The 12,125-nt window shown below is 44.4% G+C and carries 12 protein-coding genes and 2 riboswitches; of the genes, 7 read left to right on the top strand and 5 right to left on the bottom strand.

Going from position 1 to position 12,125, the window contains the following annotated elements; genetic code table 11:
- Positions 1-123: 123 nt before the first annotated feature.
- The 7 genes from M1E09_RS00700 to M1E09_RS00670 all read left to right on the top strand — a co-directional run bounded on the left by M1E09_RS00700 (position 124) and on the right by M1E09_RS00670 (position 5,900).
- Positions 124-642 (top strand): CBO0543 family protein, encoded by a 519-nt coding sequence (locus tag M1E09_RS00700; RefSeq protein ID WP_456272997.1) that lies wholly within the window; start codon positions 124-126, stop codon positions 640-642.
- A gap of 637 nt (positions 643-1,279) precedes the next feature.
- Positions 1,280-1,627: a YojF family protein gene (locus M1E09_RS00695; RefSeq protein ID WP_456272996.1), complete on the top strand. Its 348-nt coding sequence runs from the start codon at positions 1,280-1,282 to the stop codon at positions 1,625-1,627.
- 54 nt (positions 1,628-1,681) lie between these two features.
- Entirely contained in the window at positions 1,682-2,365 is a 684-nt protein-coding gene (bshB2, locus tag M1E09_RS00690) for a bacillithiol biosynthesis deacetylase BshB2 (RefSeq protein WP_456272995.1), read from the top strand.
- Positions 2,366-2,558: 193 nt separating this feature from the next.
- Positions 2,559-3,302, top strand: coding sequence for a PAS domain-containing protein (locus M1E09_RS00685; protein ID WP_456272994.1), 744 nt, complete (start codon positions 2,559-2,561; stop codon positions 3,300-3,302).
- 177 nt (positions 3,303-3,479) lie between these two features.
- The gene (locus M1E09_RS00680) at positions 3,480-4,196 is read left to right on the top strand and encodes an ABC transporter ATP-binding protein (protein ID WP_456272993.1); all 717 of its coding nucleotides are present in this window, start codon (positions 3,480-3,482) and stop codon (positions 4,194-4,196) included.
- Positions 4,196-5,215, top strand: coding sequence for an ABC transporter permease (locus M1E09_RS00675; RefSeq protein WP_456272992.1), 1,020 nt, complete (start codon positions 4,196-4,198; stop codon positions 5,213-5,215). The genes M1E09_RS00680 and M1E09_RS00675 overlap by 1 nt, the downstream gene beginning before the upstream one ends.
- A 28-nt stretch (positions 5,216-5,243) precedes the next feature.
- The gene (locus tag M1E09_RS00670) at positions 5,244-5,900 is read left to right on the top strand and encodes a TetR/AcrR family transcriptional regulator (protein ID WP_456272991.1); all 657 of its coding nucleotides are present in this window, start codon (positions 5,244-5,246) and stop codon (positions 5,898-5,900) included.
- Positions 5,901-6,003: 103 nt separating this feature from the next.
- On the opposite strand, the gene M1E09_RS00665 is transcribed toward M1E09_RS00670, so the two are convergent.
- The 5 genes from M1E09_RS00665 to M1E09_RS00645 all read right to left on the bottom strand — a co-directional run bounded on the left by M1E09_RS00665 (position 6,004) and on the right by M1E09_RS00645 (position 11,351).
- Positions 6,004-7,446 (bottom strand): glycoside hydrolase family 32 protein, encoded by a 1,443-nt coding sequence (locus M1E09_RS00665; protein WP_456272990.1) that lies wholly within the window; start codon positions 7,444-7,446, stop codon positions 6,004-6,006.
- Between the two features lie 140 nt (positions 7,447-7,586).
- Positions 7,587-8,798 (bottom strand): M20 family metallopeptidase, encoded by a 1,212-nt coding sequence (locus M1E09_RS00660; protein WP_456272989.1) that lies wholly within the window; start codon positions 8,796-8,798, stop codon positions 7,587-7,589.
- 39 nt (positions 8,799-8,837) lie between these two features.
- On the bottom strand, positions 8,838-9,665 hold the full coding sequence (locus M1E09_RS00655; protein ID WP_456272988.1) for a MetQ/NlpA family ABC transporter substrate-binding protein: 828 nt from the start codon (positions 9,663-9,665) through the stop codon (positions 8,838-8,840).
- Positions 9,666-9,679: 14 nt separating this feature from the next.
- Positions 9,680-10,330 carry a methionine ABC transporter permease gene (locus tag M1E09_RS00650; RefSeq protein ID WP_456272987.1) on the bottom strand — a complete coding sequence of 217 codons (651 nt, stop codon included), beginning with the start codon at positions 10,328-10,330 and terminating at the stop codon, positions 9,680-9,682.
- Positions 10,320-11,351 carry a methionine ABC transporter ATP-binding protein gene (locus M1E09_RS00645; RefSeq protein ID WP_456272986.1) on the bottom strand — a complete coding sequence of 344 codons (1,032 nt, stop codon included), beginning with the start codon at positions 11,349-11,351 and terminating at the stop codon, positions 10,320-10,322. Before M1E09_RS00645 ends, M1E09_RS00650 begins: the two co-directional genes overlap by 11 nt.
- An 85-nt stretch (positions 11,352-11,436) precedes the next feature.
- Positions 11,437-11,542: riboswitch (SAM riboswitch) on the bottom strand.
- Positions 11,543-11,686: 144 nt separating this feature from the next.
- Positions 11,687-11,790, bottom strand: a riboswitch (SAM riboswitch).
- Positions 11,791-12,125: the final 335 nt, after the last annotated feature.

Here is a 12,125-nt window from a genome sequence, read left to right as displayed (position 1 = left end):
GTTTTTTTGATTTTTATCATAAACACTACCGGGATTATATACTTATTTTTCCATAAACATGAATAATAGGAGTAATTTAGGTAAAAATTGTAAAAAACAATCTCATTAAAGGATGTTTCCAAAATGCACACTATCCTATTATCCGCCTTTGTACTTGCAGCTATTAAGTGGGGAGACTGGAAGAATTGGAGAAAGTACTATCCAACTTTCCTGTTTTTCATTATTGGAGACCTGCTTTATCAATATTTGCTTTTTAATAAGTCCATGTGGCTGTTCCATCCTTCTGTGGACAGGAGCATTCTTCCAAACCATACGATTATTTCCCTGGTGAAGATGATTATCCGTTACGGGGCAACCATTCTGATCTTCTTCGGGCACTTTCCTGCAGGGAAATATAAACGAATGTTCTGGATTATGCTATGGGCCGTTATATATTTGCTGATCGAAATAACTGCCATGAAAACAGGGTTGATCACTCATCATAATGGCTGGAACATTTACTGGTCCCTTTATTTAGACCTGGTTATCTTTACAATCATCACTATACACTACAAAAACCCGCTGCTGGCATGGATATTATCCTTTCTCAACCTTGTTTTCTTATGGAATGCATTCGGATTGACGATTGATATACTGAAATGAGTGCGATGATTTCCGCTCCAGGCGCACGACTCCGCGGGGCGGCGGTGAACTAAAAAGCGCAAGCGGCCGTTCAGCGACGTACGGATTGGAGGGCTCTCGCATGAGATAAAGGAATCACGAAGAGCGTTAGCGATTCGATGATGACTTATCGCAAGGAGAGAGACCGAAATCCGCTAGTCGCTGGCCGCTGGAGCTAGATTGAGCCTCCTCAGCTTCGCCTGCGGGGTTACGTTCCAGTAGGTACGTAACCTTGGTCTCACCTGTCCCGCTAATCCCGCAGGAGGTCGCACACCTTCCGCTCCAATCAGTCATAGTTTTCAATCCAGCTAAATTCATGTGAATATTTTAAAGAAATTAAAAAGCTTTTCCACCTGTTATTTTAAAACTAAAACCATTGTTAATTATCCTCCCTAAAAAACATATCCTTTCCATATCTATCAGAAGAAGAGGAAAAAACCTCAAGCGATTTCTTCGTCTATTTGTTAATTTTCCTTTTCTCCTCCATCCCTGAACCTGCAATAAGATTCCGCCGGTTTTTTTACTGCTCCTGAATAGCAAAGACATTGTTTTCGCTTTCTAGTGGGGATTTTAGTAAAATGGGATTAAGATTGCAATTTCCTGATAAGGAGGCAGCATTATGGAACCTATTACGCTGGCAAAAGTCCAAGGCTTGATCAATGATTTTGCCCGACAAGATGTTTATATACATTTAGAAACGACAAACGGAGCTTATGCTTCCCACTTCCAAGAAAACTTTTTCTCGGCAGGAGCCTACATACGCAACGCCCTTGTTAATTATGAACACGGAAAGATTATCGGCGAAGGTCCTTTCAGGGCTGGCCTTAAGCTTGATATCGGCTGGATCTATGCAGAAGGGCTCACTCATTATGAGAAGACCGATAAAGGTCAGCTGTTGATGGCGGGACACGACCATGACGGCAAACTGGCGGTCGCGTTACAAATCAGTCCGGCTCCTTTTGAATAAGCAGCCCATACACTATTAATAGTAAACTCCAGATGAAATTTAGGAGGTTGAAGTATGCAAAAAGAAAAACATGTTCTCGTCATTTTCCCTCATCCCGACGATGAAGCATTCGGGGTTTCCGGAACGATTTCGCAATATATAAAAGGCGGTACACCCGTCACTTATGCCTGCCTGACATTAGGCGAGATGGGCAGGAATCTTGGTAATCCTCCCTTTGCGACAAGGGAATCACTGCCTTTGATCCGTAAAAAAGAGCTGCAACAAGCGGCTGAAGTGATGGGGATCAAAGACTTGCGAATGATGGGATACCGTGACAAAACGCTTGAATTTGAAAATGATGAAAAGCTAGCCAATATGGTGACAGAGTTAATGGAAGAGCTGGATCCATCTCTGATCATCACCTTTTATCCGGACTATTCCGTCCACCCTGACCATGAGGCTACAGCTCGCGCTGTTGTCCGTGCCGTACGCAGGCTGCCAAAAGCTTCCCGCCCCAAACTGCATTGCCTCGCATTCTCCAACAACTGCGAGGAGCATATCGGGAAACCCGATATCTTCAATGATATATCAGCTGTGAAAGACCAAAAGATCGAAACAATGAAAGCCCACAGTTCCCAGACCGCCTGGATGCTGCCAAAAATAGAAGAAGGCATCGCCGCCCAAGATCCGGAAGCCCTGAAATGGGTCACTTACGAAAGGTTCTGGACCTACCAGTGGGAAAACGATAAGGTGGAATAAAAAATACAGGAGCTTATGGATGCTCCTGTATTTTTTATCATATGTCATTATTTTCCTAGGAATTAAGACTTTTGATAAATAATAATCTATGATTCTTCCAGACCACAAAATGCAAGAGGTGGGAAGCTCCTGAGAAAAAATAATTTCAGAATGTTATACTGAAGAAAGAATGAACGATCGGGAGGATTTCAAATTGAAGAAAAGTATCCTTGAACTCAATAAACATAAGTATAACGCAATGGACTTTTTAAAAGATGCTATTTTGATTATTGATGCAGACTATACAGTTATGTATTTAAACCCAGCATGTGAAGAGCTGCTGAGAGTAAAGAAAGAAGACGTTATCAACAAAAACGTCTATGACCTCCATCCAGATGCTCCAGATGATGTACGCCATGTGGAAAATACCGTAAAGTACGGTAAGTCCGTGAAAGTTGAAAGGATGCCTTATAAATTCGGAGAGTTTGATAATTATTTCAACCTGAAAACCCACGTACTTGAAGAAAATGGCGAGCTGCTTGGGGCTATGGCCGAGTTCTCGGATGTCACCGATTTTGTAAAAAGAGAGGAAAAGTTCAAACACAGCTTGGAACAGATGGCATCCAACATCATTCTGCTTCCTGAGGGAAAAGGGGTCCTGCCCCTTAACCAGACCATCATCAATGATCTGGAAATAGAAACCATCACCCAAAAGGTTCTGATCAGCGTATCAGAAAAAAAATTATCTTCATTGATTGTCGACCTGTCTTCCGTTTTTGAAGCTAATCAGCATTTCTTTCACTCTATCAGCGCCCTCCTGAATGCCCTGGAGCTTCTTGGTGTCGAAGTCAGCATTACGGGAGTGAAACCATCCGTTGCACAAAAAATGGTCACTTCAGGCATTAACCTGGATAAAGGAAAAGTGCGTATCATTCGTTCTTTAAAGAGTGCATTTTAATAACCTGAAAAAGGAATGGACGCTTAGAGTCCATTCCTTTTTCATTAGCATGATAACAGTTGTACCTTGCTTTTCTGAATACCACATTTACAAAATGAGTGATTACTCACTTTACAATATGGGTTAACCAGTTTATTATAAAAGTGAGTAATCACTCATTAAGTGGAGGTGTTCTTTTTGCAAGATATATTGGTGTTGGAGCAAATTAAAAAATCATTTGGCAAGCAAAGTGTTTTAGAAGGAATTTCCTTGATTGTTCCTCCGGGAGAAATTTATGGATTGATTGGCCCATCGGGATCAGGTAAAACCACTTTGGTCAAGATGCTCATCGGACTGGAGGCTCCCGATTCAGGAAAAGTGGAATTTAAGGGACGTCCTCTTAAAGCCGAGTCCGTTTATGCCTCCGTTGGGTACATGGCACAATCTGATGCACTTTATACAGAATTGACTGCTAAGGAAAACTTGAACTTTTTTGCCTCCCTATACAGCTTGAACAAGAAGAAAAGAGAAGACAGGATCAAATCGGTAATGGAGACTGTCGACTTGCTTGACCACCTGAATAAGCCGGTCGCCTTATACTCTGGAGGCATGAAGCGACGTCTGTCTTTGGCGATTGCCCTTCTTCACGATCCTGAAGTGTTGATTCTCGATGAACCGACTGTCGGGATTGACCCAGTATTGAGAAAGCAGATCTGGGAGCAATTTTACGAGTTAAAGTCCAAGGGAAGAACCTTGCTTATTACCACGCATGTCATGGATGAAGCAGAAAGATGTGACCGGTTGGGGCTCCTTAGAAACGGAAAACTGATTGGAAGCGATAAGCCCTCAGTCATAAAAGATAAATACGGTGTCTCTTCGATTGAAGAAGTTTTCTTATCAGCGGGGGTGAACTAATGTCCAGAATTACCGGTTTTGTTATCAGGATCATCAAGCAGCTGTTCAGGGATAAACGCACACTGGCTTTAATGTTTCTGGCTCCTGTTTTAATTTTAACGATGATGTGGCTCATTTTCGATGCAGAAGCCTATGAACCTGAAATTGGTATCTTTGCAGAAAATGAGAATGCTTTAAAAGCTTTTGATACAGAAGACTTCACTAGTTTTGACAGTAAGGAAGAAGCAAGACAATCAGCAGAGAACGGCAAAATTGACGGTTATATGGTATTGGAGCCGGGTGCTTCTCCTTCAGTAGTTCTCGAAGGCAGCAACCCTTCTGTTAACCAAAGTGTGATGAAAGAGATTCAATCATTATTCTCTCAGCAAACCGCTAAATCCAGTATGGAAATCGACTATCTTTATGGAGAAAAAGACATGGGTTTATTCGATTCATTTGGGCCGGTCCTGCTTGGGTTCTTCATCTTTTTCTTCGTATTTCTAATCAGCGGTGTTTCATTTCTTCGCGAAAGAACAAGTGGAACCTTGGAAAGGCTCCTGGCCAGCCCTTTGAAAACATGGGAAATGGTCATAAGTTATGTTCTTGGATTCGGTATTTTTGCTGTGCTGCAGGCCGCGTTTATTTCCTGGTATGCGATTTATGTGCTTGATATGCTGATGATGGGAAGCTTCATCAATGTCCTGATCATTATCGCCTCACTGTCTTTATCTGCTTTAACACTCGGAATCCTTCTATCTGCTTTTGCCCAGAATGAATTGCAAATGATGCAATTCATTCCGATTATCGTGATTCCGCAAATCTTTTTCTCAGGACTGTTCAATCTTGATACTATTACGGAATGGCTGAGCTGGATAGGGCTGGTGACACCTCTCTATTATGCGGCGGACGCCTTGAGAGATGTTATGATCAGAGGGGCATCCATCGGTGATCTAACCGGAGACTTACTGTTTCTTCTCGGGTTCTCCCTGCTGTTTATCCTTCTTAATGTTGCAGCTTTGAGAAAATATCGTAAAATATAAGGTAACTCAAATCATAAGGAGTTTATGAATGGCTGAACAGAATGATATGTTAGATATCTTATTGAATAGTGAAGAAAAACTGACAGAAAAACAGCAGAAAATCCTTGAAGCCGCCTTGGAAACCTTTGCGGAAAAAGGATATTCGGCTACTTCAACCAGTGAAATTGCCAAAAAGGCAGGGGTAGCGGAAGGAACGATCTTCCGCCACTATAAAACGAAGAAAGATTTGCTGATCTCAATTGTCGCACCAACGATGGCAAAACTGATTGCGCCCTTTATCATCAGGGATATCGATAAGGTGCTCAACACAAAGTATGATCAATATGGGGATTTCATCAAAGCGATGATCCTGAACCGGCAGGCATTTCTGAAAGAAAATATGGCTGCTTTCAGAATCCTTATTCAGGAAATCCCTTTTCATCCAGAGCTGAAGGAACAATTTAAAGAACATGTTGCCAGTAAAATAGTTCAGCGATTTCAAACGGTCGTGGAACATTACAAAGAAAGAGGCCAGATCGTGGAACTGCCGACAGAATCGGTCATCCGCTTCACGGCATCCAGTGTATTTGGGTATCTGCTGATCAGGCACCTGTTCATCCCGGAAGCGGATTGGGATGATGAAAAAGAAATTGAGTTGACGGTGAAGATGATCATGAACGGGTTAAATCCCGCCAACCACGAATAACAAAAAGGGATGCTTCCATTTTGGCGGCATCCCTTTTTAAAATAATTTTCTATAATCTTTTTAGAAACTTTTGCTTCAGCCTTTATAAATCCCACTTATCCACCTAAAGCAATTCTATCGGTTTGTCACTGAAAAACCTGATGGATGATGACATTTTATCAGGGTAGATTCTTGCCGTCATGACCTTTTCATAATCATTGATGAATACCTCAACGGAAGAGTTGTCTATAAAAATGTGCAGCTTGAGGGTGCCCGCTATGAGCTCTGTCTCAGCTTTTCTGACGCCTCCCGGTCCTTTACCTGACAGGCTGCGGTCAAGGGCTATGCTTTTTTCCTCCCTTAAGTAAAGGAGTTCTGTTTCTTCTTTGCCGCCTGCCCTTACTTTCAAGCCGAATTGAGAAGCCTTCCTGGCATCGATCTCCACCTTCAATTCAACTGAATTCCCTTCAATTTCAGGCAGTGCCGCTTCGCCTTCTACCACAATATTTTGATACTGCTTATGATTCTTTCGGAGTTTTTCCAGTTCAGGCACCGGCTTTGTTTTCAGCTTTCCTGCTTCTACAAACAGCTCCCGGGGAATCGTCATCGCACCTGCAAAACCCTCTTCTTGTTCAGGCATAGGACTTTCCCACATATTCATCCAGGCCACCATGATCCTTCTCCCAGTCGGGTCCTCCATTGTTTGAGGAGCATAAAAATCGAAACCGTAGTCCAAAACCTCAAATGGCCCGTGCTCCAGCTCTCCTGTCTCATAATCAAGGCTGCCGGCAACATATCCTGCCTGATGAAGGTTCTGATAGAAGTTCCCTTCCGGCCCCATCCCTTGCGGAGACATGACAAGAACCTCCCTGCCTTGAATGTCGAAGAGGTCGGGACACTCCCACATATAGCCAAAGTTGCCTTCGCCTTTTGCTGCCACGTTGATGAATTCCCAGTTCAGCAGATCCTCTGAACGGTAAAGAAGCACCTGTCCCATATGATCCTTTGTCCTTGATCCAAGTACACAATAATAGTGTTCTCCCTTTTTCCAAACCTTTGGGTCTCTGAAGTGGTATGGGTGAATGTCTCCCTCAGGAGCAGGATCGATGACCGGATTTTCAGATAACTTTTCAAACGTAATTCCATCATCACTGACAGCCAGGCACTGTGTTTGATATAAGTCTGTTTCATGGTCAGTACCAGTCCACTGATTACCTGTATACATAAGGTACAGCTTTCCATCCTTCTCGATTGCACTGCCGGAAAAACATCCGTCCCGGTCATATTCCTCGCTCGGAGCCAGGGCAATCGGAACTTCCTCCCAATGTGCCAGATCCTTGCTCTTGAAATGTCCCCAGTACATCGGTCCCCATTCAGGAGAAAAGGGGTGATGCTGATAAAAGAGATGATATTCTCCATTGTAAAAGCTGAAACCGTTCGGATCATTCATCCAGTACGCAGGCGGCGCCAGGTGATAGGACGGCTTCCACTGGCTGCGGCTTACCTTATCGCGGACCTTGTTGATAGAAGCAGCTGCTTCTTGGATTTTCTGTTGGTGGTGATTCATTGTATCTCCTCCACTATCCAGTTGATTTGTCTCTATTGTATAACAAAAGAATCCTGAAAAATAATTTCGCCAAGGTTTCAATCTAACCGAAAAATCCACAAAAAAACTTGGAGCAGAACATTCTGCTCCAAGCCCGGTCCTTATGCCTCCTCCAGCTTTCTTTCCAGAAACTCTTCTTTGATTGCCGATAACAGCTGATGATCCGTCAATAGCTTCAAGCCAGTCAACGCGAGTGCTTTCGCACCTTTGATCAGCGCTTCGTCACCTCGTGGAGAGGCAGCCGCTTCTCGGAAAGGCACTGTATGGCCAACAAGTTCTTCTCCGCCGATTTTAATAAACGGATGGATTGTCGGCACCACCTGGCTGATGTTTCCGGCGTCTGTTGACCCAATTCCGCCCTTTTCAGTCAGGACCACCTCTTCTCCGAGTTCTTCGATGACTTCCTTAAAAGCATGATCAAAGGTTCGATTCGGCAGCAGATTATCCACTTCATTTTGGAAGGCAATGACGTTAAGTTCCGCTCCTGTCGCCAGTGCCGCACCTTCAGCAACTGCTTTCACTTTCTCTGTCACTTCATCGAGATAAGATCTGGTTGCCGCCCGGATAAAGAATCGCGCTTTTGCATATTCAGGGATGATATTCGGAGCATCTCCACCATGTGTGATAATCCCATGAATCCGAACATCGTCTTTCAATTGCTGTCTCAGAGCATTGATCCCATTGAACAACTGGATCACCGCGTCAAGAGCATTGATGCCTTCCTCCGGTGAAGCTGCAGCGTGGGCCGGCCTTCCTCTATATTCAAAATCAAGCGGATCGACTGCCAACGAGGAAGCCGTTAACCTTGTCTGGTTTGAAGGGTGAACCATCAGCGCTGCATCAACCCCCTGCAGGAGTCCATGTTTTACAAAGCTCCCTTTCGCACTGCCGTTCGGTCCACCTTCTTCCGCAGGCGTTCCCAGCACAACAACCTCACCACCCGTTGTATCAAGCACCTTGCCCAATGCGATCGCCGCCCCTACACTGGTTGTTCCGATAATGTTATGTCCGCAGGCATGGCCGATCCCAGGGAGTGCATCATACTCTGCAAGAAACGCGACAGTCGGCCCCTGCTTTTCTGATTTCCTGCGGGCAAGAAAAGCTGTTTCATGGCCGGCAACCGCTCGTTCCACCTGAAAGCCCTCTTCCTCAAGAATCCCTGTCAGCAGCTCTGAAGCAAAGAATTCCTGATTGCCGATTTCCGGCTTCTTGTGGATCCTGTGGCTTGCAGACAAGTACTGCTCCCTCTTGCTTTCTACGCTTTCAATGATTCTCGCTTTCAATTGGGTGTTCACTTCAACTGCTGATGACATATTAAATTCCTCCTTGGTTTTTATTTTTGTAAACTGAATTTATTCCCCAATATTACTCAATGGAACGAACGTAGGAATGACATTGCCTTTATATTCTTTTTCAATAAACTCTTTCACATCATCTTCCTGATAGATTTCTGCGAGCTTTTTAAGAGTTTCATTGTCTTTATCCTCTGTACGGACCGCGATGATATTGATATAAGGTGTGGCCGTTTCGCTCTCATGGAAAATCGCATCTTTTGTCGGCGTGAAGCCGGCGTCAACCGCAATCCCGTTATTAATGATGGAAGCCGCTACATCCGGCAATACCCTTGGCGTCTGGCCCGCTATAACTGGCACAATTTCAAGATTCTTTGGATTGTCTGTGATTTTTTCAATGTCGCCATTGCCGTCAAAGTCTTCCGGCAATGTAATCAAACCGGCTTCCTGAAGCAGCAGGAACGCCCTTCCCATGTTTGTCGCTTCATTCGGGACGGCAATTTTCCCGCCATCAGGAATGTCTTCTACACTTTCATATTTCTCGGAGTAAATTCCCATTGGAGCGATTACGGTCGTTGCAATTGGTGCTAAATCAAGGTTGTGCTCTTTTTTGAAAGCATTGAAGTATGAAATCGTCTGGAATGCATTTGCATCCAATTCTCCTTCAGCAAGCGCTATGTTAGGCTGGACATAATCAGAGAATCGGACAATTTCCACTTCGATTCCTTCTTTTTCAGCTTTTTCCGATACATAATCCCAAATGCGGTTATCGGACCCGCTTACCCCGATTTTCACTTTTACTGTTTCTTCCCCGCTTGTAGTGCTGGAGCAGGCTGCCCCCGTCACCGCCAATGCCAAAATTAAGATTGCTAATAATAATTTCTTCAAGATGAATCCTCCCTTTATCTTCTTCTGATTTTTTTTGATAAAACATTCCCGGACGTTTGCAGGCCTTGCACCAACAGAACCAGAATCCCGACCGTGATCAGCATGACGGTCGTATCAAAACGCTGATAGCCGTATGTAATCGCGAGATCCCCCAGACCTCCGCCTCCGACTGCACCTGCCATCGCCGAAGCCCCTACAAGACCCACTGTCGCAATGGTGAAAGCGAGAACCAGTGAACTCAGTGCCTCGGGTATCAGGAACTTGATGATGATCTGCCACGGGGTCGCCCCCATTGATTCTGCCGCTTCAATCACGCCCGGCTCCACCTCAAGCAAGGAGTTTTCTATCAACCTCGCAATATACGGTCCTGCATAGAAAACAAGCGGCACGACGGCAGCTGCTGTACCAATCGAAGTTCCGACGATCAACCTTGTGACAGGGATGATCGCCACCATCAAGATGATGAATGGTACTGAGCGGAACACGTTAATAATTCCATTTAACACATTGAACACGGGCAGGTTTTCCAACAGATGGCCTTTCCGTGTCACTACCAGCAGAATTCCCAGCGGCAATCCGAGGAGCGCTGAGAACAACAGTGAGAAAGCGACCATCTGAAGTGTCTCGATCAACGCCTCAATAATTTGCTCCTGATCAACTAGCATTGGCCTCCACCTCCTTGATTCCGACTTTTTCCTGGTTAATGTACATAAGAGCCCGATTGATTTCACTGTCGCTGCCGATGAATTCAACGATCAAGTTGCCGAATGGGATTCCCTGCAGCTCCGTGATATTACCGAAAAGAACATTGGTATCGATATCGAACCTCTTAGCGATTTTCGAAAGAAGAGGCTGACCGGCCGATTCCCCGACAAAGTTGATTCTGAAGACCTTCTGTTTTCCTGCGTTGTTCCTGACAATTTCTTTGATTGAATCAGGCAGCGTATCATTCATGACGGTGCTGACAAAATTTCTTGCCGTCAGCGTTTGGGGAGCGGAAAACACATCAAACACTGAACCTTCCTCGATGATTTTTCCCGCTTCGATGACGGCAACCCTGTCACAAATCTCGCGGATGACCGTCATTTCATGCGTGATGATCAGAACCGTGATCTTATATTCTTTGTTCACTTTTCTGAGCAGCTGCAGAATCGAATTGGTTGTCTGCGGATCAAGGGCAGATGTCGCTTCATCACATAGAAGGATCGATGGCTTGGTGGCCAGTGCCCTGGCAATGCCCACCCTTTGTTTCTGCCCGCCGGATAACTGATCAGGATATTGATTGGCTTTATCCTCGAGACCTACAAATTCAAGCAGCTCCAATACCCTTTCCTTAATCGCTTCTTTCGGTACCTTTGCCAGTTTAAGAGGCATGGCGACATTGGCGAAGACCGTTTTTGAATTCAGCAGATTGAAGTGCTGAAAGATCATGCCGATATTCCGTTTAATCTCCCTGATTTCTTTAGGACCCAAAGCTGTAAGGTCCCTGCCTCCCACGATGACTTTCCCGGATGTCGGCTTCTCGAGCCAGTTGACACACCGGATCAGCGAGCTTTTTCCTGCACCGCTAAAGCCGATGACACCGTATATCTCCCCTTCATTGATCTTTAAATCGATGCCGTCCAATGCCCTGACCGGCTGATTGCCACTTTCGTATATTTTCGTTAAGCCTTGAAATTCAATCATTTTGCTGCTCCTTTCTCGTTTCGTCAAAATAAAAAACCTCTTCCGGGGGAATGGAAGAGGCTTCTGCACACAGCAAAGAGGGCTCTTCTTATCTCCCAAGCTTATAGCTTGCTGGATTTGGCACAGTACTCGATGATGAGTCCGCTGCCGAGGCATCAATGGGCCAGTCCCTCCGCCTCTCTCGATAAGAGAAATATTCACTTTTTCAATCGGGTTACTCAGGATTATATTTATACTCGTTTCGCTCTTCCTCTCCCTTCCCTGTAAAACTGCTTCAACAAAATAAAAACCCTCTTCTTGAAAGCGAAGAGGGCATGATTATGTAATCCGTCCTCTTCTCATCTCTCAAGCATTGCTTGCTGGATTTGGCACGGTACTCGCAATGGAGTCCGCTGCCGAGGCTTCACAGGGCCAGTCCCTCTGCCTCTCTTGATAAGAAGTATGGAAAATTATTCTGTTTTTTGTAAAACTTGATTATCACTTTACAACGCCATTTTCAAAGTGTCAATACTTTTTTTGAAAAAAGTTTTCTGCTGATTTCCGCTCCAATCAACCTGTTTTTTCTCTAAAACTAGATTGATTTTATTTTCGGTTTGTAGAATTGTTAAACTGGATTATACCGTTAACTAACAAAGCATTCAGAAATATTTTGGGGCTGTTTTCATCTGTAGTTGATGCTTTTTTGAAATATACTACTCTAGACTAAGAGATATTCCAAAAAAGTTTTGACTGTGTGGTGCACCCCATAGTTTATGATAAAAGTACCGGAGGGGA

The organism is Bacillus sp. AK031, from assembly GCF_053903065.1.
This window is presented reverse-complemented; position numbering and strand designations above follow the sequence as displayed.

Excerpts from the sequence above, each read along its gene's own strand:
- M1E09_RS00700 (WP_456272997.1), top strand. The coding sequence starts at position 124 with ATGCACACTATCCTATTATCCGCCTTTGTACTTGCAGCTATTAAGTGG.
- M1E09_RS00695 (WP_456272996.1), top strand. The coding sequence starts at position 1,280 with ATGGAACCTATTACGCTGGCAAAAGTCCAAGGCTTGATCAATGATTTT.
- bshB2 (WP_456272995.1), top strand. The coding sequence starts at position 1,682 with ATGCAAAAAGAAAAACATGTTCTCGTCATTTTCCCTCATCCCGACGAT.
- M1E09_RS00675 (WP_456272992.1), top strand. The coding sequence starts at position 4,196 with ATGTCCAGAATTACCGGTTTTGTTATCAGGATCATCAAGCAGCTGTTC.
- M1E09_RS00670 (WP_456272991.1), top strand. The coding sequence starts at position 5,244 with ATGGCTGAACAGAATGATATGTTAGATATCTTATTGAATAGTGAAGAA.
- M1E09_RS00665 (WP_456272990.1), bottom strand. The coding sequence starts at position 7,446 with ATGAATCACCACCAACAGAAAATCCAAGAAGCAGCTGCTTCTATCAAC.
- M1E09_RS00660 (WP_456272989.1), bottom strand. The coding sequence starts at position 8,798 with ATGTCATCAGCAGTTGAAGTGAACACCCAATTGAAAGCGAGAATCATT.
- M1E09_RS00650 (WP_456272987.1), bottom strand. The coding sequence starts at position 10,330 with ATGCTAGTTGATCAGGAGCAAATTATTGAGGCGTTGATCGAGACACTT.
- M1E09_RS00645 (WP_456272986.1), bottom strand. The coding sequence starts at position 11,351 with ATGATTGAATTTCAAGGCTTAACGAAAATATACGAAAGTGGCAATCAG.